The sequence below is a fragment of the Vibrio sp. R10-SG-ISO4 genome, assembly GCF_059834135.1.
The window spans coordinates 135197-160659 of record NZ_JCBDHJ010000001.1; the positions used below are offsets into that span (position 1 = coordinate 135197).

Genomic DNA, 25463 nt, shown 5'->3' on the forward strand with positions numbered 1-25463 from the left:
CTAGGAACAACGATCCGATTTGAGTTTTGACTCCGCCCTGACCAAGTCTATACAAAGCCTGTTTATTATTGCGCCCTGTTATTTTTCGACCGAGAGGTACTGAGTGTCAAAACTTTGGTTATTGTGCGTGGGGTTAATAGGCTCGTCCTTGGCCTACGCAGATAGTACGGATCAAAGTGAAATGGATATCCAAGTACCTTCCCCCTGGGATACAGAGGTCGAGTTCGGCTATCAAGCACACAAGGGCAATTCCGACTCCGAATCGCTCAACTCTCGTTTAAGTGCCGAGTACATTAAAGGTCGCTACCGTACCAGCGGAGAGTGGAAATACTACCTGCTCTACAAAGATGGGACAGAAGACAAGCGGCAGTCCACCTACACTATGCAAGGTGACTATAAACTTGGGCCCAAGACCTACCTCTATTCGAGTTATAAAGGCGTCAACTCAAAGTACACCGCGTACTACAAAGATCACACGCTTTCGGGAGGGCTCGGTTATCAGTTATCAAACACGGATGACTTCTTGCTTGAAGTCGAAGTCGGTCCGGGTTATCGCTACCAAGAACCCAACCTTGATGAAATTGATGATGACGATATCATCTTTCCCAACATTGTGAGGGAAGCGATTTTTCGTGGCAACATCAACAGCAGTTGGCAAGTGCTTGAAAGCCTACGTCTCTCCGCGGACGTGACTTGGGTTAGCGGCCACAGTAACACCCGAACCGATACCGACATCAGTGTCACCAACAACATCACTGAGGATATTGCGCTTAAGCTCACTCATAACCGCCAATATCACGATAAGGTTCCAGAAGGGCTAAGCAAAGCTGATAGTATGTTTTCGGTCAACTTGCTGTTTGTGTTCTAAATGAAAGAAGAACCCTGAGCAAAATAGCAGACATAAAAAAACACCAGCCGAGGCTGGTGTTTTGCTATTCGTCTTAAGGCTGAATTACTCAGCTGGTACAACTTGTAGGTTGATAGCAGCAAATACTTCAGAGTGAAGTTGGATGCTGATTTCAAACTCACCAGTAGTACGTAGAGCACCTTCAGGTAGGCGAACTTCGCTCTTAGCTACTTCAACGCCAGCTGCAGTGATTGCATCAGCGATATCACGAGTACCGATAGAACCGAATAGTTTACCTTCGTCACCTGCTTTAGAAGCGATAACGACCGCTTCTAGTGCGTTCACTTTCTCAGCGCGAGCTTCTGCAGCAGCAAGTTGCTCAGCAACTTTTGCTTCTAGCTCAGCGCGACGAGCTTCGAACATCTCAACGTTAGTCTTAGTTGCCATAACTGCTTTACCTTGTGGGATAAGGAAGTTACGAGCGTAGCCAGATTTAACGTTTGCAGTGTCACCAAGACCACCTAGGTTACCGATTTTATCAAGTAGAATAACTTGCATTGCTTAATCCTCTTTCTTAATAAAACGACCGATTACTGATGCTTGTCAGTGTACGGAAGTAAAGCTAGGTAGCGTGAACGCTTAATAGCGCGAGCTAGTTGACGTTGGTATTTAGCGCTTGTACCAGTGATACGGCTAGGAACGATTTTACCAGCTTCAGTGATGTAGTTTTTAAGAGTTGCTACGTCTTTGTAATCAATCTCTTGTACGCCTTCTGCAGTGAAACGGCAGAATTTACGACGACGGAAGAAACGAGCCATGGGCTATCTCCTGATCTTAAATTTGAGTAATGTTGTCGGCATGTAACACTAATTTCCCAACGCCATTTCGGCCGGTTTGATAAGCGACAAAACCACTTACCTTAATGTTACTGCCTTGTACTAAATTCTGAGTCAATGCTTGTGACCTTTGCCCACTGATCACGACCGGTAGACGACAATAGACTTGTCTCGGTAGGTCAGCTTCAATCATGGTCGAGCGATGCTCTAACCAAAACCGACAGTGTTCAATACCACTTGGGCTTTTACTTCGAATGGGAGGCTTAGCAATGGTGCCACTGAGCTCCATTCGATTGGTCATAAGTGAAATTACTCAGCCGCTGCTTCTGGCTTAGCTTCAGCACGCTCTTCGCGACGAGGAGCACGCTCTTCTTTCTGCTTAAGCATGATAGATTGCTCAGTGATAGCCGCTTTAGTACGCATGATCATGTTACGTAGAACTGCATCGTTGAAACGGAAAGCTGTTTCTAGCTCATCAATAACAGCTTGATCAGCTTCCACGTTCATTAGAACGTAGTGAGCTTTGTGAAGCTTGTTGATTGGGTAAGCCAGTTGACGGCGACCCCAGTCTTCTAGACGGTGGATAGTACCGCCAGCTTCAGTGATTGAACCAGTGTAACGCTCGATCATGCCAGCAACTTGCTCGCTTTGATCTGGGTGCACCATGAATACGATTTCGTAATGACGCATGGGTTGCTCCTTACGGATTATTCAGCTTCCACAATTGGCTCAGTCGTCCAGAGGAAGCAAGGAACTAAAGATAATTGACTGAGATTTAAGGAGCCGGAATAGTACAGAAAGAAAGCAGTTTAAGCAAGAGAAAAGATGAGTTAGGTATGACAAACTTGGCTAGGTTGCCGAGTGTGCGTTGTAGGCAACGCATACACTCAGCTTCGGTAGTGACGTTAGTGAAACGTTAGTTAATCTTCATCAACAAATTGCGCTTGGAGATAGTTTTCGATACCGGTCATATCAATCAATCCAAGTTGCGTTTCAAGCCAATCCACGTGTTCTTCTTCATCTTCTAGGATTTCTTGGAACAGATCACGAGAGACGTAGTCTCGAATGTCTTCCGCATAGGCGATGGCGTCTTTCAAATCCGGTATGGCTATCAGCTCTAACTTCAGATCGCATTCGAGCATTTCTTTGGTGTCTTCCCCGATCATCAACTTACCCAGGTCTTGAAGATTAGGAATGCCCTCTAGAAATAAAATGCGCTCGATGAGATGGTCGGCGTGTTTCATCTCGTCGATAGACTCATGGTACTCTTTGTCTGCGAGGTGCTTTAGCCCCCAATCCTTGTACATACGAGCATGAAGAAAGTATTGGTTGATGGCAACGAGTTCATTGCCGAGAATTTTGTTGAGATGCTGGATAATAATTGGATCGCCTTTCATGACAGAAGCCCTCCTCTTTGGCTCTTTTAACTGTAGAACCAAATGAGAAGGTGTCAAAAAAGTCGACACATTTTTAGCTAGTGGATTAGCTAGCTTGTTTAAACAGATTCACTGCCGATTCGTTGATGATCTCTTTCGCCGTGCGCACACACTTACCACATTGGGTGCCTAAGGCTGTGCATTTCTTGATTCCTTTTATATCGGTCACGCCCTCTTCGACAACTAACTTGCGGATTTTTTTATCCGAGACGCCATGACACAAACAAACGAACATAATTTTACTACCTGACCTAACGACTTCTAGATTGAATATAAAAGAGAACCATTCTTATTACCAGTCTCAAATGAGTAAAATATAGATCGATTGGTTATAAAAGAAATGAGGAAATGTGGGTCTGATTCACTTAGCAGCGAAGCATTTTCAATGCCGCTAGTAAGCTAATGATCTAGCGATAAAAATAATAGCGACATCTCTTCTCGCCGATGTTTTTCTTATAACTCATCTCATTCGCTCGCCGTCAAAAAACGAAAAAGGGAAGCCTAAGCTTCCCTTTTTCTTGTCGCGCTTTCTTCACGAATGAAGAGAAGTGCTAGATCTCAATTAATTCGTCAGAATTAGTCGAAGATCTTAGCAACAACACCAGCACCAACTGTACGGCCACCTTCGCGGATTGCGAAACGTAGACCTTCGTCCATCGCGATTGGTGCGATTAGCTCTACAGTCATCTTGATGTTATCGCCTGGCATTACCATTTCTACGCCTTCAGGTAGCTCGATGTTACCTGTTACGTCAGTTGTACGGAAGTAGAACTGTGGACGGTAGCCTTTGAAGAATGGAGTGTGACGACCACCTTCATCTTTAGACAGTACGTATACTTCTGACTCGAACTTAGTGTGTGGAGTGATTGAACCAGGCTTAGCTAGTACTTGACCACGCTCAACTTCGTCACGCTTAGTACCACGTAGAAGTGCACCAACGTTCTCACCCGCACGACCTTCGTCTAGAAGCTTACGGAACATCTCAACACCAGTACATGTTGTAGTCGTCGTGTCTTTGATACCTACGATAGCAACTTCGTCACCTACGTTTAGGATACCACGCTCGATACGACCTGTTACTACTGTACCACGACCTTGGATTGAGAATACGTCTTCGATTGGCATTAGGAATGGCTGATCGATTGCACGCTCTGGCTCAGGAATGTAAGTGTCTAGCGCTTCTGCTAGCTCAACAATCTTCGCTTCCCACTGCTCTTCGCCGTTTAGCGCGCCTAGTGCAGAACCTTGGATTACTGGTAGGTCATCACCTGGGAAATCGTACTCAGATAGAAGTTCACGTACTTCCATTTCTACTAGTTCTAGTAGCTCTTCATCGTCAACCATGTCACATTTGTTCATGAATACGATGATGTAAGGAATACCAACCTGACGGCCTAGTAGGATGTGCTCACGAGTCTGTGGCATTGGGCCATCTGTCGCAGCTACAACTAGGATACCACCGTCCATCTGTGCAGCACCTGTGATCATGTTCTTAACATAATCCGCGTGTCCTGGACAGTCTACGTGTGCGTAGTGACGAGTTGGAGTGTCGTACTCTACGTGAGACGTTGCGATTGTGATACCGCGCTCACGCTCTTCTGGAGCGTTATCGATAGATGCGAAGTCTTTCGCTACACCGCCGTACACTTTAGCAAGAGTAGTACAGATAGCAGCAGTTAGAGTTGTTTTACCGTGGTCAACGTGGCCGATAGTACCAACGTTTACGTGCGGTTTTACACGTTCAAATTTTTCTTTAGACATGAGTAGTCCCTCTAGGTACGGATTTTAAGTGGCGCAAGACCACGTAACCAAACAAATTGGTGATAAACTTATTCTCAATCACTAAACGTAGTTTAGTAAAAAGAAAGTATCAAAAGGAAAAGTTCGCTTGAGAGCTGGTGCTGATAGGCAGATTCGAACTGCCGACCTCATCCTTACCAAGGATGCGCTCTACCACCTGAGCTATATCAGCACTCATAATGAGTGGAGCGGGCAGCGGGAATCGAACCCGCATCATCAGCTTGGAAGGCTGAGGTAATAGCCATTATACGATGCCCGCAACACGTAACTCTTCGAGCTATTTCCTAAAGAATATGGTGGAGGGGGACGGATTCGAACCATCGAAGGCAGTGCCGGCAGATTTACAGTCTGCTCCCTTTGGCCACTCGGGAACCCCTCCAAATTTTTATCTATTTCTCGCTCTCTAAAGGAGATGCATAGAGAAATGGTGCCGACTACCGGAATCGAACTGGTGACCTACTGATTACAAGTCAGTTGCTCTACCTACTGAGCTAAGTCGGCATAAGTGGTGCGCATTCTATTGAATGATTTTCTACCTTGCAATAGCAAATCCAAAAAAAAATGCCAAATTGGATACTTTCTGCTTTTTTGTTGAAAAATCGAGCAAATTGTCGGGCAAATCACGCGAATATCGATCATCTCGTTTGCAATCTAAGTCCGTTGTTGTAATGTCGCTGCTCGCATCTTCAACTCAGGTTAGGACGACACATGACTCCCTATCTCTCTTTTACCCGACAGCAGTGGGCAGAATTACGCAATTCTGTGCCCATGACGTTGTCTGAAGAGGATTTGCGGGAGCTGCAAGGCGTGAACGAAAGCCTGACGATGGAAGAAGCTGTTGAGATTTATCTGCCCCTAGCGCGATTGCTTAATCTCTATGTCGCCGCTCGGCAAAGTCGCAATACCGTCCTGAACAATTTCTTGGGCAACCAAGAGAGTGCTCCACCTTTTATTATTGGGATTGCCGGTAGTGTGGCGGTCGGCAAAAGCACCACCGCTCGTTTACTCCAAGCACTGCTGTCACGTTGGGATAACCATCAAAAAGTCGAGCTGGTGACCACCGATGGCTTTCTTTACCCTAAGCGCGTACTCGATGAACGTGGCATTATGCACCGTAAAGGCTTTCCTGAATCTTACGATATCAAGCGTTTGGTACAATTCGTCTCAGACGTCAAAGCCGCCAAGCCCAACTTGGAAGTGCCGGTCTACTCTCACATCACCTATGACATCACCGATGAAGTCAAAGTGGTGGATAGACCTGATGTGCTGATTATAGAGGGGCTCAATGTGTTACAAAGTGGGATGGATTACCCACACGATCCTCATCGTGTGTTTGTCTCCGACTTCTTAGACTTCTCCCTCTATGTCGATGCCAACAGTGAGGTGATTGAGCAGTGGTATATTGAGCGTTTTCTAAAATTTCGCTCCGGCGCCTTCACTAAACCGGGGTCTTACTTCAGCCACTACACCCAGTTGTCGAAACAGCAGGCGATAGATAAGGCAAAGGAGATCTGGCATTCCATCAATGGTATTAACCTGCGCAACAACATCTTACCCACTCGCGAGCGGGCGCAGCTGATCCTAAAAAAAGGACTCAACCACAAAGTGGAAGAAGTCCTTCTTCGTAAATAGCCTAGGGTGATAAAAACTCTCTTACTATAGAACAGCTGATTATTCTGGCTGCGGGCCGAAACGATTCTCGCCTTCTGTGCCTTTAAAGAAGCCGCACTCGACCAAAATCCACACTCCGCAAATCATCGCGACGACCGAAATGGCGGTTTGCAGCGCCGCCGGTTGAGCAACTTGCCCAGGGTCACCCACTGGCATCGTCATACGTCCGATAACAAGTGGAACATTCAGTAACAGCCACCAACTGGATTTGTCTCTGTCATGCCAACGCTTGGCGGTGATGGCTAAGTCAGGAATCAACACGATGACAAGGAACACCGGCAGGATGAGATGGGCCGTCGCTGGAATAACCGCGTTGAGTGTCGCAGCGAAGCTTACAATCACTAGGTAGTAAACCACATTCCACAGCCAATAAACCTTACGACCAATGCGGCCTTGAAATGAAAACAGCAGTGCTTTAATTGACATCGTATTCCCTAATGGTTAATTGATGATTTTTTGAAAACAGCTCGGGTCCATATCGCGAATATTAACGGTTAAGCTACGCACGTGTCCCGCTTGTTGTTGCAACACCGCCATTAATTGACGAGATAAATCACGCTTCTGTTCCTCAGTTCTTCCCGCCAACAGCTCGAAGCCAATATGAATAAAATCGCTACTGTCACCTTCATCCCCAAGCAGCCAATGATGGCAGCGCAATGCGCGAGACTTGACGGATAAGGTGTCGAACAGGCCTGATTGTAAAACCACGAAATGCAAATCCTCGAGTAATCCTTGCACATTAACACGCTCATCCACAGAGTTGGAGTATTCCATAACTAGGTTTGGCATCGATGTTGTTCCCTTTTTAGTGCGCTGGTTGGATAGGTATACGCCACTATTATCAATTTCTGTACTTATTTCGCACTCGATGCCAGCGATTCTGTCTACGGGATCACTGCCAGAGCGGTCAGTTATGCTAAATCCATGCGCAAGGCAGTCGGCAAAAGGTTTACAAACCCAATAAGACATGACGGTAATCATGATCTGGACCATTTAATCTGTTATATTCCTACCCAGATTTTTTACATTAATGAACGTTCTACGTTAAAAAGAGAGGGAGTATTCCTATGCGTCGTCCTGTAGTGATGGGTAACTGGAAATTGAATGGCAGCAAAGCAATGGTCACTGAGCTGCTAACGGGTCTAAACGCTGAGCTTGAAGGCGTCGAAGGTGTCGACGTAGCCGTTGCGCCACCAGCACTTTACATCGACCTTGCTGAGCGTGTCATCGCAGAAGGCGGTAACAAGATTATCCTGGGTGCACAAAACACTGACCTCAACAACAGCGGTGCCTTCACAGGTGACATGTCGCCAGAAATGCTGAAAGATTTCGGTGCTTCTCACATCATCATCGGCCACTCCGAGCGTCGTGAATACCACAACGAATCTGACGAGTTCATCGCAAAGAAATTCAACTTCCTAAAAGAAAACGGTCTAACCCCTGTTTTCTGTATCGGTGAATCTGAAGCGCAAAACGAAGCGGGCGAAACGGAAGCCGTCTGTGCTCGTCAAATCAATGCAGTGATCGACACTTACGGTGTTGAAGCGCTAAACGGCGCCATCATCGCATACGAGCCAATTTGGGCTATCGGTACAGGCAAAGCAGCGACGGCAGAAGATGCACAACGCATTCACGCTTCTATCCGCGCACTTATCGCGGCAAAAGACGAAGCGGTTGCTGCGCAAGTGATCATCCAGTACGGCGGTTCTGTGAAGCCAGAAAACGCAGAAGCGTACTTCTCACAGCCAGACATCGATGGTGCTCTCGTTGGCGGCGCTTCTCTTGACGCGAAGAGCTTTGCAGCGATTGCAAAAGCGGCGGCGGCAGCAAAAGCTTAATCCAATCCTTTATGGACATAGACAAAGGTCAGCTTGCGCTGGCCTTTTTTGTTGCCGCGGTACAAAACCCAAAGCCGGCCCAAATATGTACGCCTCACACCATCTCAACGATGGGGGTTGGTCGTCATAGAGCAGATAAAGTATGCTACGCTTTTCCGCCCGTGAGAGTTGACGTCCTCGATGCAAGATAAACATGGCCTGTTAACGGGTCACATTCCCGACGTTTTGCGCCAAATGACCGTGCCGATGACCTTTGGCATGATCGCTATTTTGATGTTCAATCTGGTCGATACGTTTTTTATCTCTCTGCTCGGTACCCAAGCGCTGGCAGCGGTCAGCTATACCTTTCCTGTCACCTTTGCCGTCAACTGCATCACTATGGGCATAGGAATGGGCATCTCCACCAACATTGCTCGTCTACTTGGCCAAGGCCATACCAACGATGCAGCGCGATTTTCGACCCACGGTTTACTGTTGGCAGTCACCTTAGTGTCGTTGGCGTCCATCTGTGGATTACTGACGATTGAACCGCTCTTTCTACTGCTGGGCGCTGAGCCAGATTTGCTTCCCCTTATCGACCAATACATGGCGATTTGGTATTTAACCATACCGCTGCTCGTCATTCCGATGGCGGGAAACAGCGCGATTCGCGCTACGGGGGATACCAAAACCCCGGCTAAAATCATGATGCTGGCCGGCGTGATTAATGGCGTGCTCGATCCTTTAATGATTTTTGGTTACGGCCCGTTTCCTGCACTCGGGATTCAAGGCGCGGCGATCGCAAGCGCTCTTAGTTGGGCGGGGGCACTGTTAGGCTCCTTGTACGTGCTCACGCGGCGCGAGAAGTTGCTCGCCAAACCAGACCTCACCACCCTTCGCAGTGATTGCCAATCCATTCTAAAAATCGGCACGCCGGCGGCGCTGTCAAATGCCATGACACCGCTCTCAGGTGCGATTCTGATGATACTGCTTTCGACGCACGGCACCAGTGCCGTAGCGGCCTACGGTGCAGCGCAGCGGGTGGAGTCGATTCTTATCTTGGTGCTGATGTCGCTCACCTCTGCCCTGACTCCGTTTATGGCTCAGAACTTGGGCGCGAAAAATCCGCAGCGCGGCTTCGCCGGTTTGTTCCTCACCATGCGCTTTGCACTGATTTTCCAATTGGGGATTTTTGTCATGATGGTGCCGCTGAGCATACCCATCTCCTCTCTGTTTTCTCAAGAGCAAGCGGTCAGAGATCTGTTGTGGCACTACTTACTCGTTGTGCCCTTTAGCTACGGGTTTCAAGGAATGTTAATGATGCTGGTCTCAGGGCTGAATGCGCTGCATGAACCGCTTAAAGCGTTTCAGTGGAGCTTTATGCGTCTGTTCATTTTCACCCTACCCTGTGCCTGGGTTGGCAGTCTTTGGTATGACATTGAAGGACTGTTTATCGGCATTGCCGTTGGCAATGTCATCGGCGGTGTACTCGCCTACCTCTACGCGCTCAAACTGCGCAGCGCTCACTTGTCTGCACCGCGACACCCGTAAAACGTTCAAAATGAGTCAGGATTTAAAGGAAAGTAAGGCCTAGAAACGAACACACCAGCCGAAGCTGGTGTGGTGAGAAGCTGGTGTGGTGATTTAGAGCGTCTCATCGACGACATCGGTCTCATCGACGTCTAAATCTATATCAAGTGGCTCTTGGGAGAGGATCACGCCTGTGTTGTCGGCATAAAGGTAGTCTTCGGGTAAGAAGGTCACGCCACCGAAGTTGACGGCCACTTCCGTTTCACCCACGCCTTGTGAGCTCGCACCAACCGGAATCGAGGCCAAGGCTTGAATACCAATGCTCATGTCTTCTAACTCATCGACTTCACGTACGCAGCCATAGACAACAATGCCTTCCCACTCGTTCTCTTCAGCAAGAGAAGCGAGCTCAGCATCAATGAGCGCACGTCTTAGCGAACCGCCACCATCGACCAACAGCACACGGCCTAAGCCGTCTTGTTCGAGCACTTCACGAATCAGCCCGTTGTCTTCAAAACACTTCACCGTTGTGATTTGGCCAGCGAATGACGCACTGCCGCCAAAGTTGCTGAACATGGGCTCGACCACATCGACCTGATCCATATAAACATCACACAAAGCGGACGTATTGTATTCCATGAGTTACCTTCCCAAACCGTTGGTTGACTCACTCGAGTATATCCGGTCATTAAGTCATTGCAATGACAAGGCGCAATAATACAAGCTCTTGTGAAGGTGATCAGACTCTCATCAGTGTTTGCACGACGACCACGCCAGCAAACAGCAGGTTAGTCAGCAAGGAGCATTTAACAATCACCGGCATCATCGGCGCAATCTGAGCGGGTTTATTCGCCAACCAGACCGCTCGGCCATGTTTAAACACCACCAGTACACTGAGCAAAAACGGCAAGCTGACCCACATTGGTTCTGGTTGATGAAGTAAGTAGAGCGCAAAGGCTAACAGAGAGAAGCCCAGCAAGAAAAAGTGATAATGCTTCGCACGTTGTTGGCCCAAGCGCACTGCAACCGTACGCTTTCCGCACTCTTGATCGTTCTCGATATCGCGCATGTTGTTGATATTCAGTACCGCAACCGCCAACAACCCGCAGCCTATCGCCGGAAGAATCAATGACACTTGGACAACACCAGTGTGAAGAAAATAGGTCCCGGCCACACCGAGCAAACCAAAAAAGAGAAACACAGAGACATCGCCGAGCCCGACGTAGCCATAAGGCTTCGACCCCACCGTATACGCTATAGCAGCGATGATCGCCAGTACCCCTAAGCCGATAAAGGCCAAGATGCTTTGCACACTCTCTAAGGCGTAGAAGACCAAAACCAGCCCGGACAATATCGTCATGATGACATTGATGACGATCGCTTGCTTCATGTCTTGGGTCGTGACCGCGCCCGACTGGATGGCGCGCATCGGGCCAAGACGTTTGTCGTTATCGGTGCCCTTGACGGCATCACCGTAATCATTGGCGAGGTTGGAGAGAATTTGCAATAAGGTCGCCGTCGCAAACGCCAACAGCGCGATCGATAGAGAAAACTCATGATGAGAGTACGCTAGCACGCTACCGGTCAAAATCGACACCAGCGCCAGCGGCAGCGTTTTTGGCCGAGCCGCACCCAACCAAATTTGCAAAGACGCTTTCATAAACCAGAACCTTTGATCTCTATATCACTAACAAACTCGGGCTATTGTGACACTTTGCCGCAGCCGAAAAAACAAAAAAGGCCACGATGTGGCCTTTTTCTCACGCTATCACGCATCGGGTGATTATTTTACGCGACCCACGTACTCGCCTGAGCGCGTGTCGACTTTAATCACTTCACCGATAGAGATAAACAGAGGTACACGAACCACAGCACCGGTTGATAGCGTAGCAGGCTTACCACCGGTACCCTGTGTATCACCTTTTAGGCCAGGGTCAGTGTCTGTCACTTCAAGCTCAACGAAGTTAGGTGGCGTTACAACGATAGGGTTACCGTTCCACAGCGTCAGCATACAGGTGTTGTTTTCCACCAACCATTTTGCGCTCTCGCCCACAGCTTTCGCATCCGCCGCGATCTGCTCAAACGTTTCCGCATTCATAAAGTGGTAGAATTCACCGTCGTTATAGAGATAATCTAGATCGATATCCATAACGTCTGCGACTTCACATGTGTCACCAGACTTAAAGGTTTTCTCTAGCACTTTACCAGAAAGAAGCTTACGAATTTTTACGCGGTTGAACGCTTGGCCTTTACCCGGCTTAACGTATTCATTTTCAAGGATCACACAAGGCTCGTTGTCGAGCATGAGTTTCAAGCCGCCTTTAAATTCATTCGTGCTAACTGTAGCCATTTTTTCCTCTTACATTCTTAGAGCTAAATTCAATGCCGCCTATCATAACCCGAAAAGTCGAATCTGTTGAGCAAAACTGGCTCAATCAACTAGCAAGTGGGATCTCGGATCCGGCCGAGTTATTACGACATCTCGAGATTGACCCCACCCCGTGGCAAGACGGCTTTGCTGCACGCAAACAATTTGCTCAGCGCGTCCCGTTAAGTTTTGTTGCTCGCATGGAAAAGGGCAACCCAGAGGATCCTTTACTGCGCCAAGTTTTACCGGTCGCGCAAGAGCTTGAATGGCACCCAGGTTTTAGCCAAGATCCACTCGAAGAGCAAGATAACGCCCAACCGGGCTTACTGCATAAGTATCGCAATCGAGCGCTTTTGATTGTCAAAGGCGGCTGCGCAATCAACTGTCGCTACTGTTTTCGCCGCCACTTTCCCTATCAGGACAATCGCGGCAACAAAGCCGTTTGGCAAAAAAACCTCGACTACATCGCCGCTCACACCGAACTCAACGAAGTGATTCTCTCGGGGGGCGACCCATTAATGGCCAAAGATAGTGAACTGGAATGGTTGATTTCCGCCATAGCAGCCATCCCGCACATTAAGCGTCTGCGCATTCATACTCGCCTACCTGTGGTGATCCCTGCTCGCGTCACAGACGGGTTGTGCACACTGCTGGCCAGCACGCGACTGCAAGTGGTGATGGTCACCCACATCAATCACGCCAATGAGATTGATGCGCCCTTCAGCGAAGCGGTGCGCGCGCTTAAGCAGGTTGGTGTGACCATGTTGAACCAAGCGGTGATGCTGAAAGGTATCAATGACAATGTCGATGCCCAAGTGGCGTTAAGCGAGTCTCTATTTGATGCGGGCATTTTACCCTACTATCTGCATGTGCTAGATAAGGTGCAAGGCAGCGCGCATTTTCATATTTCAGACAGCGAAGCGAAAACCATCATGGCGGGAGTGATCGAGCGCGTATCTGGTTACCTTGTGCCTACCTTGACGCGAGAGATCGGCGGCAGAAAAAGCAAAACCCCCCTTGATTTACATTTAGAGTAATCCCGACGACAAAAAGCTTTTGTTCGCTCCTCTGAGACACTCAGTGCATACTTTGCGGTTTCCCAGTATCACTCATGCCCATCTCAGAGGAGACCATGCACCCTTCACTCTCATCCTTGTTAGACCTCGGTCCGTTTTCTTGGTCAGCACTGCTTTGCTGCGCGATCAACGGCATTCTTATTGGTGTCGAACGTCAAACACGCGGCAAGCCAGTCGGTATCCGCACGTCAATCCTTATTATCGCAGGCACGTACTGTTTTATGTCGATGGCCGTGTCGCTCTCACCGAACACCTTAGACCAAGCCCGCGTATTGGGTCAGATCATTACTGGGGTTGGCTTTTTAGGCGCAGGCGTGATGATGACATTGGATGGCAAAATTCATGGCGTCACCTCTGCCGCGGTCATTTGGGTGTTAGCGGCGCTTGGGCTGATGACAGGGCTGGGCTATGAGCAACAATCCATCGTCATTACCGTACTGACATTAAGTGTGCTGCTGGGCGTCGATAAAGCGGAAAACCACATCAAGGCATTGCGCCGTGGCGTGCACCAGAAATTCCAAAACCGCAAAGAATCTCGCCGAGTGTCGAACGAACAATTTGCGAGCACAAACGCAAATAGCGCGGTTTTTATTGACGAAAAACAAAGAACTGGCGGATTGTAAAACAGACACGCGAGATAAGCATACAACTTCACATTCCAGCGTAAGGGTTTTGAGTAGCATAAATCACAGTTATCTATTACCCCCAGGATGTGATCATGTTTTATATACATATGTTGCTGCTGCTGGCCGTCATTTTTGTTGGCATTCGCCATGGCGGCATCGCGTTTGGTTTACTTGGCGGCTTGGGCGTCTCTGTCCTTGCATTTGTGTTTGGTATCGCCCCCGGTAGCCCACCGATCAGTGTCATGCTGATCATTCTTGCCGTGGTAGCTGCCTCTGCAACCTTAGAGGCCACTGGTGGCCTCAAACTCTTGGTCAAATTTGCTGAGCGTTTGCTGCGCAAACACCCCAACCAAATCGTCTTCCTTGGCCCACTGTGTACCTACTCTCTGACCGTGCTGGTCGGCACCGGTCACTCAGTCTACCCACTTCTGCCGGTCATTTATGATGTGGCTTACAAGAAGGGCATTCGCCCCGAACGTCCAATGGCGATGGCAACGGTCGCATCGCAAATGGGGATCACAGCGAGCCCGATCGCCGCAGCGGCCGCTGTCGTCATGGCGACCGCCGCAGATAACCATCTCGACATCAGCCTGGTTAACGTCCTCATGGTCACCATTCCTGCGACCCTGACGGGCGTGTTAATTGGCTGTCTATGGAGTCTAAAACGCGGCAAAGAACTCGACCAAGATCCTGCTTTTATCGAACGCTGCAAAGATCCTGAGTTCAAAGCGCAATTAATCGATGAAGAACAAGAGAGCCTAGACGTTCAACATGACCAGAAAATGGCGAAGCGAGGGCTTGGGATCTTTTTGGCTGGTATCTTGACGGTGATTTTTGTCGCCATGTTTGGCAAAGATCTCGCCTTACTGCCACAAGGGGTCAAAATGTCGGTCGCGATTCAGTTTTTGATGCTGTCGGTCGGCGCAGTGATATTGCTCACCACCAAAGTGAACCCGAAGAAAATTGTTCACAGTAATGTCTTTATTGCGGGGATGACGGCGGTCATCATCATCTTTGGTATTGCTTGGATGAGTGACACCATCATCGGCCATCACAAACCCTATCTAATCAGCCTAGTCAGCGATGTTGTCGCAGCGCACCCGTGGACGTTTGCGATTGCGATGTTTGTGGTTTCGGTATTCTTGAAAAGCCAAGCCGCCGTGCTGACGATTATGCTCCCCCTTGGCTTTGCGATGGGCATTCCTGCTCCCGTACTTATCGGCGTCTTGCCCGCTTGTTACGCGTACTTCTTCTTCCCGTTCTACCCCAGTGATTTGGCGGCCATCTCCTTTGACCGTTCAGGAACAACGCAAATTGGTAAGTACGTCCTCAATCACAGCTTCATCCTGCCCGGGTTTATCGGTGTCGTCAGTGCGACCTTTGTCGGGTATCTGATTTCGACCGCAATTAACTAGCGCCGCCACTCTGACGTGAGACGAAAAACAAAAAGGCCAGTATGATACTGGCCTTTTGCTTGTTCTCAGTTGGACGCTGTCAATTAGAACAGCTCTTCCGCGACTTTAAACAGATCGTGACGAACTGGACGCTTCATGTTTTCAATCGCATCGATGATGTCATGGTGAACCAGTTGCTCTTTCTGGATACCCACACAACGGCCACCTTGACCTTCCATCAATAGGTGTACGGCGTAGTTACCCATACGCGACGCGAGAACTCGGTCAAATGCTGTTGGGCGACCACCACGTTGAATGTGGCCTAGCACGGTGGCACGAGTTTCACGACCAGTGGCAGTCTGAATCTCTTTTGCCAGTACATTGGCATCCATCATCAGCTCAGTCAGAGCGATGATCGCGTGCTTTTTACCTTTCTTGATACCGTCTTGGAGGTTGCTGATCAGCTTCTCTTTATCAAGGCCCGTTTCTGGGGTGATGATGTATTCACAACCGCCCGCAATCGCAGACATCAGGGTCAAATCGCCACAGTGACGGCCCATGATTTCAACGATAGAAATACGCTGGTGAGACGATGAAGTGTCACGTAGACGGTCAATCGCATCGATAACCGTGTTAAGCGCAGTGAGATAACCGATAGTGTAATCCGTGCCCGCGATGTCGTTATCAATCGTGCCCGGCAGACCGATACATGGGTAACCCATTTCAGTCAGCTTCTTCGCACCCATGTACGAACCGTCACCACCGATCACCACCAAGGCTTCGATGCCGTGCTCTTTCAGGTTTTCGATCGCCTTTTGGCGTACCGACTCTTCTTTGAACTCAGGAAAACGTGCCGAGCCCAGGAAGGTACCACCACGGTTGATCACATCAGAAACGCTCGAACGATCCAATTTCTCGATACGGTTTTCGTAAAGGCCAAGATAACCATCGTAAATTCCGTATACTTCAATGTCTGCAGAGAGTGCAGTGCGGACTACGCCACGTACTGCTGCGTTCATACCAGGGGCGTCACCGCCACTTGTCAAAACACCAATCTTCTTAATCATGCTCACCCTCGATTTTTGGGAATCTTATTTCAAAATATTACGTTAGTGGTTTACAGGCGGCCACCAACAAAATTCCTTTAACTGCGTAGTATGTTACCTTGCGCCACAAGGAATACTACTTTTATTTTGTAGACGTTAATGTAAGTTTTCTACTTATGTAAGAGTATTACAGCTTTGCTCATAACGGGAATTGATACACGTCAGTATCAAGGTTAATACTCACTCGCTAGAAAGATAGCCAACCCCCAGCCATTTGTCGCCTCTTCGCTAAGATTACCAGCGATGAACCTTCTGTTTACGCTCTTTACCGAACACCACAGAATAGGGATCTTGGTGGATCAATACGTCCGCTTCGGGGAAGGTCGCCAACAGCGAATCTTCCACGCGATCCGAGATTCGATGCGCCTCAATCAGCGGTAGATGATCGTCCAGCTCAAGATGCAATTGGATGAAGCGTGTTGGCCCTGACATACGGGTACGCAACTGATGCACGCCGTGCACCCCCTCCACAGAGAGACAACATGCTTTGATCTGAGCGAGCTCCTCATCGGGTAGCTTTCTGTCGAGCAAGGTTTGAATCGCCTCTTTGACCATCTTATAGGCGCTAAACAGAATGTACCCGCCGATGATGATGGCAAACACCGCATCCGCCTGAGTAATGCCAAACCAGCTGAGACCAAGCGCCACCATGATCGCGGCATTCATGTATAAGTCCGATTGGTAGTGCAATGAATCTGCGGCAATGGCTTGGCTGCCGGTTTTTTTCACCACATGGCGTTGAAATGTGACTAAACCGAACGTCACCAACATGGCGAAAAAGCTCACATAGACGCCATATTCAGGCGACACCAAGGCATGAGGACGGAAAAATCGGTCAACACCATTAAGAATCAGGAATACCGCAGAGCCTGAGATAAACATCGCTTGAGCTAGCGCCGCCAGCGATTCCGCTTTGCCGTGACCAAACGCATGTTCACGATCCGCAGGTTGAAGTGAGTAGCGCACCACCACCAGATTGACCAACGAGGCGGCAATATCGAGCATAGAGTCGATCAGTGACGCGAGTAGACTCACTGAGCCCGTCATCCACCAAGCGCCCACCTTGACCACCAGCAAGCCACTGGCGACAAGCGTAGCGGTCCATGCTGCCATCGTCACCAAACGTGCATATTCTTGTTTCATATCCGTTTTCTACGTTAAGCCATTGCAAAAATTGGCTTAAGTATAACCTTATGTGTGGTGAAAGTGCAGCCAAGCCCCAGAAACACAAAAGGCGACCCGAAGGTCGCCAAAGGCAGTAGAGAGCGATGATCAGTTTTTGTTCATGCGTTTTTGCATTTTTTCACCACACTCTGTCGCGCGCTCTTGTTGCAGCTCAACAAACTTAGCTTTTTGCTCAGGTGTTAGTACGCTTAACATTTTGTGTTCTTTCTCTAGCATCTTCACACGACGCTCAGTCTGTTGGTCGACCATCTGTTTCGCCAATTCTTGTGCGGCCGCTTGATCGAAGGTGTCAGCCAGTACCAACGCTTGCACGCTCGCACGGTGTGCCTGCATCTGCGCTTGATGTGACTCAAAATTCTCTTTGAATTTCGCTTTCATTTCATCACGACCGGCTTCGCGCATCTCTTTAAGCTGTGCTTGCTGCTCTTCGGTTAGGTCCAGTTGACGCATGATGCCGCGATCCAGACCACCACGACACTCATCACGCGGCCCTTTGTGGTTATCTTTACCACCGCCACCGAACGCCCATGCGCTCGCAGTACCTAATGTGAGAGGGAGGACAACAGCAGCCAATACCATTTTTTTTGCAGTGTTCATAATCGTTACCTTTCTTGTTCAAGTTATTGTGTGGAGCTGTCTTCACAGCGCTTGAGTGTAGAATAGGCCATGCTAAGTAAAGTGACGTTTAGGCAGCGTAAAGAATCGTAAAGAGGAAAAATTAGTCTCAATCTCCAGACGATTTACCAGTACTATTAACTCAGTGACGTTTGTAAGAGTGGTAACTATGGCACACCTATTATTGATTGATGATGACACCGAACTCACCGGGCTATTGACTGAGGTGTTAACGTTTGAAGGCTTCACCATCTCCGAGGCGAACAATGGCGAAGAGGGATTAGCTCTGGTCAGCGATGAGATTGATCTCATCTTGCTCGATGTGATGATGCCCAAACTCAATGGTATGGAAACACTCAAACGTCTACGAGAAAAGTGGGAAACACCCGTACTGATGCTCACCGCGAAAGGGGAAGAGATCGATCGCGTCATCGGCCTCGAACTCGGTGCCGATGATTACCTACCCAAACCATTCAGTGACCGTGAACTGCTCGCACGTATCCGAGCGATTCTGCGTCGCACCCAAGGTAAATCGGCGAGCAAAAACGGCGACTGCATCGAATACCAAGATCTTAAAGTCTATCCGGGCAAGCAAGAAGCCTATTGCCAAGGTGACTTACTCGAACTGACGACCACAGAATTCGCTTTGTTGAGCCATTTTGTGCAAAACCCAGGTGAAACACTCACCAAAGAAGCGTTAAGTTTGGATGTGCTAGGCAAGCGACTGGCGGCGTTTGATCGCGCCATTGACATGCACGTCTCCAACCTGCGTAAAAAGCTGCCAGAGCGCGCTGACGGCAAGCCACGGATCAAAACCTTACGTGGCCGCGGCTACTTGTTGGTTGAGGAAAACTGATGCGTTTACCGAAAATCACTAGCCTGTATGGACGCATCTTCGCCATCTTTTGGTTTACCATGTTTTTGGTGCTGATGGCGGTGCTCTCCCTCCCCCATCTCGATCCAAGAAAAGCACGAGACATTCCGAGCACTCACCTCAATGACTTAAGGGAAGTGCGAGACAGAGTCGAGCAACGCTTTGCCGGAGAGTCCAACCTCGCGCGGATATTGTTCCAACTTGAAGGGCCACGCAGGCAAGGTAATGATGGTGGAAGGCCACCAAAAGACAGCGGCCCGCGTTTCTATGTGTCGGATATCGATGGCAACATACTGACGTCGCAAGACCCGAAAGATTTCAAGATTCGCGCACTGCAAAACTTTATTACCAGCGTCGAGTTAGCCGAAGCACCCAAGCAGAAGCTCTACGGCCATTACATGCTTGCCGGCCCTATTCCGGTGACGTTAGCCAAGCAGCCTCTGCTGCTCTACGTCGGCATCAAGTGGAATCAACCCGCGCCGTTTATCCTTAATCTGTTTGATCGACCACTCCAGCTTTTACTGGCAGTCATGTTGGTGAGCACCCCGCTACTGTTGTGGCTTGCTTGGGCACTGAGCCAACCTGCAAGACGTCTCGAACGCGCAGCAAAACGCGTCGCCGCTGGTGAATTTGAGGTGGACCCGCAGTTGGAGAAAGGCACCAGCGAATTTCGTCAAGCCGGAGAAAGTTTTAACCAGATGGTGGAAGCCGTTAATCAGATGATCTCGGGGCAGCAGCGCTTACTCTCTGACATCTCTCACGAACTGCGTTCACCGCTCACTCGGCTCAGAATGGCGACCGGTCTTGCCGTGCGTAAGCAAGGAGAGAGCACCGAGCTGACGCGCATCGATACCGAGGCTCAGCGCCTTGAGCAGATGATTGGTGAGCTGTTGGAGTTGTCGCGTATTCAAGTCAACAGTCACATGGTGCGAGAAAAACAAGCCTTGAGCAGCTTGTGGGAAGCCATCTTCTGTGACGCGCAATTTGAGGCAGAGCAAATGAGTAAAAACCTGCGCTACGATGCGATTCCTAATCGCACCATTTCAGGCAACCCCAAACTGCTCATGAGCGCGGTGGACAACGTAGTGCGCAATGCGATTCATTACGGCGAAGACAAAATCGACATCCAACTTCACGTCGCCGATGACGCCGTCCAAGTTATCGTTGATGACAACGGCGAAGGGGTGCCAGACGATGAACTGGAGTCGATATTCCGACCTTTCTACCGAGTCTCCACGGCGCGAGACAGACACAGCGGCGGAACCGGTCTTGGCCTGGCAATTACCGAAAGCGCAATACGCCAACACAGTGGCACAATCAAAGCGAGCCGCAGTCCGCTAGGTGGATTACGCGTGACGATTTGTCTGCCGCTGTGCCAATAAATCATGCGTTGTCATGGAAGTTCGCAATACCCACATCAACTTTACAGTTGATAATCGATCTCATTATCATTTAAAGTAAATTCTCCAAACATGGAGGATTTACGATGGTGCACCAATTTCCTGAACTTCCTTATGCGTATGATGCGCTTGAGCCTTATATCGACGCAAAAACCATGGAAGTTCACTACAGCAAACACCACAGAACGTATTTTGATAAGTTCTGCGCGGCAATCAAAGACAGTGAACTAGAGCAGCAGTCGCTGCGTCGCATTTTTGCCAACATCTCCTCACTGGCCCCCGCTGTTCGCAATAACGGTGGTGGCTATTACAACCACGTCCTGTATTGGAACTGCATGACGCCCAATGGCGGTGGTATGCCCAGCGGCGAGCTTGGCCGCGCCATCGAGGAGACCTTTGGCAGCTTTACCGAGTTCCAACAGCAGTTTAGCGACGCTGCGATCAATACCTTTGGCTCCGGTTTCGCTTGGCTGATCGTCAAAGATAATCAACTGGTGATTACCTCGACCAGCAATCAAGACAATCCCCTCATGGACGTGGCGGCCATCCAAGGCGAGCCCATTTTGGCCTTGGATGTGTGGGAGCATGCCTACTACATCAGCTACCAAAATCGCCGCCCTGACTACATTAACGCGTGGTGGAATGTCGTCAACTGGGAGGCGGTCGCAGAGAATTATCATCAAGCGCTGAGCTAATTAGACCGACAACAAAACAGACTAACAACGTCACACGGCACTTGGCGGTGTTTCATCACCGCCTTATACTCTTGGGTCTTATCAGAAAAAGTAACCAAAACCATGTTTGATATTGCCCTATTTGAACCCGAAATCGCCCCGAATACGGGCAACATTATTCGCTTGTGCGCAAACTGTGGCGCTAACCTGCACTTGATTGAGCCATTAGGATTTGATTTAGAAGAGAAAAAAGTGCGCCGCGCCGGTTTGGACTACCATGATCTCGCGCGCGTCACTCGTCACAAAGACTACTCGGCATTTCTCGAATATCTGCAAAAAGAACGCAGCGAATACCGCATTTTTGCCTGCACAACCAAAACCACAGGCCACCATGTAGACGCCCAATTCCAACCAGGCGATGTGTTGCTGTTTGGCCCGGAAACTCGTGGCCTACCAGCGGAATTGATCGAAAGCATGCCAATGGAGCAGCGTATTCGCATTCCTATGATGCCAGACGCACGCAGCTTAAATTTGTCCAATGCGGTTGCGATCATCGCTTTTGAAGCGTGGCGACAAATGGGCTTTGAAGGGGCGCAGTAGGTGTCAGTTCCTAGAAGTGAGTGCCTAGTTCCTAGAATTCGACCTCTAGGAACTAGGAACTAGGAACTAAAATCCTCACCTACGGACGAGCAACGAAACCTACCGCTTCATACGCTTTCTTCAGCGTCTCAGCGGCACGAGCAGACGCTTTCTCCGCACCTTGCTTCATCACTTGATCCATGTAAGCACGATCGGCACGAATACGGTGGTATTCCGCTTGAATCGGCTCAAGCATCGCCACCACTGCTTCACCCACGTCTTTCTTGAATGGGCCGTACATTTCTACGCCTTGGTACTTGGCTTCAATCTCTGCAAAGCTCATACCTGTCGCCGCCGAGTAGAGGCCCATTAGGTTTGAAATGCCCGCTTTGTTGTCCCAATCGTGGGCGATACGTGGTGGCGTTTCTGTATCGGTTTGCGCCTTGTTGATCTTTTTAAGAATCGATTTCGGCTCTTCCAACAGCGTAATCACGTTCTTGCGGTTATCATCCGACTTCGACATCTTCTTGGTCGCATCCTGAAGGCTCATCACACGCGCATTCACGGTTGGAATGTACGGCTCTGGCACTTGAAAGATTGGCTGTTCAGGCGAGTAGATGTTGTTAAAGCGGTTGGCGATATCACGCGCCAGCTCAAGATGCTGCTTCTGGTCACTGCCGACCGGAACTTGATGCGCGCCGTAAAGCAGAATGTCGGCTGCCATCAACACAGGGTAATCGAACAGACCAACGTTGACATCGCCAAACTGGCTAGAGGTGTCTTTCGAGTAGCGCGCTGATTTGTCTTTAAACTGGGTCATTCGGCCCAGTTCACCCATTTGGGTGTAACAGTTAAGAAGCCAACCAAGTTGAGCATGTTCCGGTACGTGGGACTGGACAAATAACGTGCTCTTCTTCGGATCAACGCCCACTGCGAGACAAATTGCCAATGCGTCTAGAGTTGCTTCATGCAGTGCTTTCGGGTCTTGACGCACTGTGATGGCATGAAGGTCAACCACACAATATTGGCAATCATAATCGTCTTGCATCTGCTGCCATTGACGTAGAGCACCCAAGTAGTTACCGATACTTAGTTCACCTGACGGTTGAACACCACTCAATACGATGGGTTTGCTCATTAGAATGATTCCTTTGACTTCTTAATCTTAATAAATGAAAAAACCGCGCCTAGCCTGACGCCGACACGGTTTATCCAGTGTACTCATTAACGAGTATTTTGGAAGCGATTTCGTTGCGCTTAAGCGCAAACCGCGACCACTTCGAGTAAATCAGCGATGGTATCGGCGACGTAGTCCGGCTGTGAGTCGGAAATCGGTTCGCCGTGGTTGTAGCCGTAGGTCAAACCAAACGAGTAACACCCTGCGTTCTTCGCCGCAAGAATGTCGTTTTTCGAGTCGCCGACCATCAGCATCTGTTTGGCACCGCAGTGGTGCTTTTCAAGCAGCCAGTTGAGCGCCATCGGGTTGGGTTTCTTTTCTGGGAAGGTATCACCGCCGATGATGTCACTGAAGTAATGATCAATACCATGCTGTGCGAGCACATCAGGCACGAACTTACTCGGCTTGTTTGTCACCAATGCTAGGGTGAAACCTTGCTCATGCAACGCCGCTAACGTCTCTTTTACTTGAGGGTAAAGATGGCTCAACTTGTGTCCACCTTGGGCGTAAAAGTCATCAAAGAGGTGACGAGCTTTGACTAACAGCGCAGGATCAAGATCGGGGTCAAGCGTTAAGCTGCGAGATAAGGTGCGGCCAATCAACACATCGGCACCGTTACCGACGTAATCACGCACCTCTTCTTCCGCCACCGGCGCATAACCGAGCGCTTCGACAGCCGCGGAGGCGGCAACCGCGAGATCCGGCACACTGTCGAGCAAGGTGCCATCAAGATCGAACGCGATCAATTTAATGTCATTCATGAATATTCCTAATGGTTGAGCGGCGACTTTTTTAGTCACTCTTAGGGCGGGCATGATTGACCCGCCAGGTCACTTTATATGGGCAAACAGCCAAATTGGATTACTGAGTTATGACTTCACTTTGGCCAGCTCAGCGCGCATCTCATCGATTACGGCTTTGTAATCCGGCTGATTGAAAATGGCGGAACCGGCGACAAACATATCCGCGCCCGCTTCTGCGATTTCACGAATGTTATCCACCTTCACTCCACCATCAATTTCTAAACGAATGTCACGGCCTGATTTATCAATCATAGCGCGAACGGCACGCAGTTTATCTAGCGTGTGAGGAATGAATGATTGACCACCAAACCCAGGGTTTACTGACATCAATAGGATCAGATCGACTTTATCCATAATGTACTCAAGGTGAGCCAGTGGCGTTGCAGGATTGAGCACCACACCCGCCTGACAACCATGCTCTTTGATCAGTTGCAGTGTGCGGTCTACGTGTTCAGAGGCTTCGATATGGAAAGTGATCATTGATGCCCCCGCCTTAGCAAAGTCCGGGATGATACGATCCACGGGCTTTACCATCAAGTGCACATCAATAGGGGCGGTGATGCCATAGTCACGCAGCGCTTGGCAAATAGGTGCGCCAAACGTCAGGTTAGGTACGTAGTGGTTGTCCATCACATCAAAGTGAACCACATCGGCACCGGCGGCGAGCACCTTTTCGACGTCCTCACCAAGGCGAGCAAAATCGGCCGACAAAATGGATGGAGCAATAAGAAAATCTTTCATACCTGACCTCTGTTAGGTTGCGCTGAATAATCGTTGCGCAATTCTACCTAAGCTGGCGGTAGGAATACAGTGGCTATTTGCTTTCACCTGGTTGGAATAGTGCGAGCAGCTCATCGACTTTATTGCGCCCTGCACCATTGCGGCTGATGGTCCGTTTAACCTTGACCACGTTCAACTGCGCGCCATGATACAGGCGTCTGGTGAGCGTTGTGTCATGGTTAGAAATCAGCACGGAGATACCACGCTCTTTGGCCGCACGCTCAGCGACATCAGCCAAGGCGGCTTGATCATCGAGTGAAAAGCCATTGCCCGCGTAAGAGGTAAAGTTGGCGGTCGTCGACAGCGGCGCATAAGGCGGATCGCAATACACCACACTGCCCTTGCGCGCGCGTTTGAACGTCTCGGCGTAGCCCTCACAGACAAAGGTGGCCTTCTTGGCTTTCGCGGCAAAAAACTCCAACTCAGCTTCTGGGAAGTAAGGCTTTTTGTACGAACCAAACGGTACATTGAAGCCGCCTTTTTTGTTGTAACGACACAGGCCGTTAAAACCGAAACGGTTCATATACAAAAATGCAAGAGAGCGATAGAAGGTGTCATCACTTTGGTTAAACTCGGCGCGGATCGCCAAATAGGCTTCTTTGCGATTGTTCTCTGGGGTAAACCAGCGCTTCGCCTCAGGGATGTAGCTCTCAGGGTTGTCTTTGAGCAGATTGTAGAGATTGATGAGATCAGGGTTGATGTCTGCCAGCAGGTACTGCTCATAATCCGTATTAAGAAACACAGAACCAGCACCAACGAACGGTTCAACCAACTTACGACCTTCAGGCAGGTAGCGTTGGATATCTTCGACCAGACCGTATTTTCCACCTGCCCACTTGAGGAAGGCTCGCTGCTTCTTCATCTACTGC

Annotated in this window: 30 protein-coding genes and 4 tRNA genes; 11 read left to right on the top strand and 23 right to left on the bottom strand. The window is 49.3% G+C overall.

Going from position 1 to position 25463, the window contains the following annotated elements; genetic code table 11:
* Positions 1 to 103 precede the first annotated feature (103 nt).
* Entirely contained in the window at positions 104 to 868 is a 765-nt protein-coding gene (locus tag AC6R03_RS00590) for a DUF481 domain-containing protein (protein WP_487901817.1), read from the top strand.
* Positions 869 to 952: 84 nt separating this feature from the next.
* Here AC6R03_RS00590 and rplI read toward each other — a convergent pair whose 3' ends face one another.
* The 11 genes from rplI to AC6R03_RS00645 form a co-directional block, all read right to left on the bottom strand.
* Positions 953 to 1405 carry a 50S ribosomal protein L9 gene (gene rplI / locus AC6R03_RS00595; RefSeq protein WP_487901818.1) on the bottom strand — a complete coding sequence of 151 codons (453 nt, stop codon included), beginning with the start codon at positions 1403 to 1405 and terminating at the stop codon, positions 953 to 955.
* 32 nt (positions 1406 to 1437) lie between these two features.
* Complete coding sequence (gene rpsR / locus AC6R03_RS00600) at positions 1438 to 1665, bottom strand: 30S ribosomal protein S18 (RefSeq protein ID WP_000090472.1); 228 nt, start codon at positions 1663 to 1665, stop codon at positions 1438 to 1440.
* A gap of 16 nt (positions 1666 to 1681) precedes the next feature.
* A complete protein-coding gene (priB, locus tag AC6R03_RS00605; protein WP_500629302.1) occupies positions 1682 to 1984 on the bottom strand; it encodes a primosomal replication protein N in 303 nt (100 codons plus the stop codon).
* A gap of 8 nt (positions 1985 to 1992) precedes the next feature.
* A complete protein-coding gene (gene rpsF / locus AC6R03_RS00610; RefSeq protein ID WP_004747103.1) occupies positions 1993 to 2373 on the bottom strand; it encodes a 30S ribosomal protein S6 in 381 nt (126 codons plus the stop codon).
* A gap of 230 nt (positions 2374 to 2603) precedes the next feature.
* Positions 2604 to 3080 carry a bacterioferritin gene (gene bfr, locus AC6R03_RS00615; RefSeq protein ID WP_500629303.1) on the bottom strand — a complete coding sequence of 159 codons (477 nt, stop codon included), beginning with the start codon at positions 3078 to 3080 and terminating at the stop codon, positions 2604 to 2606.
* A gap of 85 nt (positions 3081 to 3165) precedes the next feature.
* Positions 3166 to 3354: a (2Fe-2S)-binding protein gene (locus AC6R03_RS00620; protein ID WP_334554990.1), complete on the bottom strand. Its 189-nt coding sequence runs from the start codon at positions 3352 to 3354 to the stop codon at positions 3166 to 3168.
* Between the two features lie 341 nt (positions 3355 to 3695).
* Entirely contained in the window at positions 3696 to 4880 is a 1185-nt protein-coding gene (gene tuf / locus AC6R03_RS00625; RefSeq protein WP_500631029.1) for an elongation factor Tu, read from the bottom strand.
* A gap of 135 nt (positions 4881 to 5015) precedes the next feature.
* Positions 5016 to 5091 (bottom strand) — tRNA-Thr (locus AC6R03_RS00630).
* Between the two features lie 12 nt (positions 5092 to 5103).
* A tRNA-Gly gene (locus AC6R03_RS00635) sits at positions 5104 to 5178 on the bottom strand.
* A 35-nt stretch (positions 5179 to 5213) separates the two neighbouring features.
* Positions 5214 to 5298, bottom strand: a tRNA-Tyr gene (locus tag AC6R03_RS00640).
* 46 nt (positions 5299 to 5344) lie between these two features.
* Positions 5345 to 5420 (bottom strand) — tRNA-Thr (locus AC6R03_RS00645).
* Positions 5421 to 5627: 207 nt separating this feature from the next.
* Here AC6R03_RS00645 and coaA point away from each other — a divergent pair.
* Complete coding sequence (gene coaA, locus AC6R03_RS00650; protein WP_500625634.1) at positions 5628 to 6551, top strand: type I pantothenate kinase; 924 nt, start codon at positions 5628 to 5630, stop codon at positions 6549 to 6551.
* A 39-nt stretch (positions 6552 to 6590) separates the two neighbouring features.
* Here the strand turns inward: coaA and AC6R03_RS00655 are convergent, their stop codons facing one another.
* Both AC6R03_RS00655 and AC6R03_RS00660 read right to left on the bottom strand, forming a co-directional pair.
* Positions 6591 to 7016 (bottom strand): DUF805 domain-containing protein, encoded by a 426-nt coding sequence (locus AC6R03_RS00655; protein ID WP_500631028.1) that lies wholly within the window; start codon positions 7014 to 7016, stop codon positions 6591 to 6593.
* Between the two features lie 15 nt (positions 7017 to 7031).
* Positions 7032 to 7379 carry a 5-carboxymethyl-2-hydroxymuconate Delta-isomerase gene (locus tag AC6R03_RS00660; RefSeq protein ID WP_334555628.1) on the bottom strand — a complete coding sequence of 116 codons (348 nt, stop codon included), beginning with the start codon at positions 7377 to 7379 and terminating at the stop codon, positions 7032 to 7034.
* 278 nt (positions 7380 to 7657) lie between these two features.
* On the opposite strand from AC6R03_RS00660, the gene tpiA reads away from it, so the two are divergent.
* Together tpiA and AC6R03_RS00670 are read left to right on the top strand one after the other, a co-directional pair.
* Positions 7658 to 8428: a triose-phosphate isomerase gene (gene tpiA / locus AC6R03_RS00665; RefSeq protein ID WP_010445251.1), complete on the top strand. Its 771-nt coding sequence runs from the start codon at positions 7658 to 7660 to the stop codon at positions 8426 to 8428.
* A gap of 180 nt (positions 8429 to 8608) precedes the next feature.
* Positions 8609 to 9958, top strand: a complete 1350-nt coding sequence (locus AC6R03_RS00670) for an MATE family efflux transporter (RefSeq protein ID WP_500631027.1) — start codon at positions 8609 to 8611, stop codon at positions 9956 to 9958.
* A gap of 93 nt (positions 9959 to 10051) precedes the next feature.
* Here the strand turns inward: AC6R03_RS00670 and rraA are convergent, their stop codons facing one another.
* The 3 genes from rraA to efp form a co-directional block, all read right to left on the bottom strand.
* Complete coding sequence (gene rraA / locus AC6R03_RS00675; protein WP_334555630.1) at positions 10052 to 10576, bottom strand: ribonuclease E activity regulator RraA; 525 nt, start codon at positions 10574 to 10576, stop codon at positions 10052 to 10054.
* A gap of 100 nt (positions 10577 to 10676) precedes the next feature.
* On the bottom strand, positions 10677 to 11597 hold the full coding sequence (locus AC6R03_RS00680; protein ID WP_500631026.1) for a 1,4-dihydroxy-2-naphthoate polyprenyltransferase: 921 nt from the start codon (positions 11595 to 11597) through the stop codon (positions 10677 to 10679).
* A gap of 123 nt (positions 11598 to 11720) precedes the next feature.
* Entirely contained in the window at positions 11721 to 12287 is a 567-nt protein-coding gene (gene efp, locus AC6R03_RS00685) for an elongation factor P (protein ID WP_334555632.1), read from the bottom strand.
* A gap of 32 nt (positions 12288 to 12319) precedes the next feature.
* Here efp and epmB point away from each other — a divergent pair, with 32 nt between their 5' ends.
* The 3 genes from epmB to AC6R03_RS00700 all read left to right on the top strand — a co-directional run bounded on the left by epmB (position 12320) and on the right by AC6R03_RS00700 (position 15422).
* Entirely contained in the window at positions 12320 to 13342 is a 1023-nt protein-coding gene (epmB, locus tag AC6R03_RS00690) for an EF-P beta-lysylation protein EpmB (protein WP_500631025.1), read from the top strand.
* Positions 13343 to 13437: 95 nt separating this feature from the next.
* Positions 13438 to 14004: an MgtC/SapB family protein gene (locus tag AC6R03_RS00695; RefSeq protein ID WP_334555634.1), complete on the top strand. Its 567-nt coding sequence runs from the start codon at positions 13438 to 13440 to the stop codon at positions 14002 to 14004.
* A gap of 95 nt (positions 14005 to 14099) precedes the next feature.
* On the top strand, positions 14100 to 15422 hold the full coding sequence (locus AC6R03_RS00700) for an anaerobic C4-dicarboxylate transporter (RefSeq protein ID WP_500631024.1): 1323 nt from the start codon (positions 14100 to 14102) through the stop codon (positions 15420 to 15422).
* A gap of 83 nt (positions 15423 to 15505) precedes the next feature.
* Here AC6R03_RS00700 and pfkA read toward each other — a convergent pair whose 3' ends face one another.
* From pfkA to AC6R03_RS00715, 3 genes are all read right to left on the bottom strand, one after another.
* Positions 15506 to 16468: a 6-phosphofructokinase gene (pfkA, locus tag AC6R03_RS00705; RefSeq protein WP_334555636.1), complete on the bottom strand. Its 963-nt coding sequence runs from the start codon at positions 16466 to 16468 to the stop codon at positions 15506 to 15508.
* 273 nt (positions 16469 to 16741) lie between these two features.
* Complete coding sequence (gene fieF, locus AC6R03_RS00710; RefSeq protein ID WP_334555637.1) at positions 16742 to 17650, bottom strand: CDF family cation-efflux transporter FieF; 909 nt, start codon at positions 17648 to 17650, stop codon at positions 16742 to 16744.
* Positions 17651 to 17779: 129 nt separating this feature from the next.
* Positions 17780 to 18289: a CpxP family protein gene (locus AC6R03_RS00715; RefSeq protein WP_334555638.1), complete on the bottom strand. Its 510-nt coding sequence runs from the start codon at positions 18287 to 18289 to the stop codon at positions 17780 to 17782.
* Between the two features lie 187 nt (positions 18290 to 18476).
* Between AC6R03_RS00715 and AC6R03_RS00720 the strand changes: the two genes are divergently transcribed.
* From AC6R03_RS00720 to trmL, 4 genes are all read left to right on the top strand, one after another.
* The gene (locus AC6R03_RS00720) at positions 18477 to 19163 is read left to right on the top strand and encodes a response regulator (RefSeq protein WP_500625720.1); all 687 of its coding nucleotides are present in this window, start codon (positions 18477 to 18479) and stop codon (positions 19161 to 19163) included.
* Complete coding sequence (gene cpxA, locus AC6R03_RS00725) at positions 19163 to 20563, top strand: envelope stress sensor histidine kinase CpxA (RefSeq protein ID WP_500631023.1); 1401 nt, start codon at positions 19163 to 19165, stop codon at positions 20561 to 20563. The genes AC6R03_RS00720 and cpxA overlap by 1 nt, the downstream gene beginning before the upstream one ends.
* 104 nt (positions 20564 to 20667) lie before the next feature.
* Positions 20668 to 21276: a superoxide dismutase gene (locus AC6R03_RS00730; RefSeq protein ID WP_500631022.1), complete on the top strand. Its 609-nt coding sequence runs from the start codon at positions 20668 to 20670 to the stop codon at positions 21274 to 21276.
* 102 nt (positions 21277 to 21378) lie between these two features.
* A complete protein-coding gene (gene trmL, locus AC6R03_RS00735) occupies positions 21379 to 21855 on the top strand; it encodes a tRNA (uridine(34)/cytosine(34)/5-carboxymethylaminomethyluridine(34)-2'-O)-methyltransferase TrmL (protein WP_500625723.1) in 477 nt (158 codons plus the stop codon).
* Positions 21856 to 21934: 79 nt separating this feature from the next.
* On the opposite strand, the gene trpS is transcribed toward trmL, so the two are convergent.
* From trpS to AC6R03_RS00755, 4 genes are all read right to left on the bottom strand, one after another.
* The gene (gene trpS, locus AC6R03_RS00740; RefSeq protein WP_500631021.1) at positions 21935 to 22972 is read right to left on the bottom strand and encodes a tryptophan--tRNA ligase; all 1038 of its coding nucleotides are present in this window, start codon (positions 22970 to 22972) and stop codon (positions 21935 to 21937) included.
* A gap of 119 nt (positions 22973 to 23091) precedes the next feature.
* Positions 23092 to 23772, bottom strand: coding sequence for a phosphoglycolate phosphatase (locus tag AC6R03_RS00745; RefSeq protein WP_500631020.1), 681 nt, complete (start codon positions 23770 to 23772; stop codon positions 23092 to 23094).
* Positions 23773 to 23880: 108 nt separating this feature from the next.
* Positions 23881 to 24555 (bottom strand): ribulose-phosphate 3-epimerase, encoded by a 675-nt coding sequence (gene rpe, locus AC6R03_RS00750; RefSeq protein ID WP_487902589.1) that lies wholly within the window; start codon positions 24553 to 24555, stop codon positions 23881 to 23883.
* A gap of 73 nt (positions 24556 to 24628) precedes the next feature.
* Entirely contained in the window at positions 24629 to 25456 is an 828-nt protein-coding gene (locus tag AC6R03_RS00755; protein WP_334555646.1) for a Dam family site-specific DNA-(adenine-N6)-methyltransferase, read from the bottom strand.
* Between the last annotated feature and the right edge of the window lie 7 nt (positions 25457 to 25463).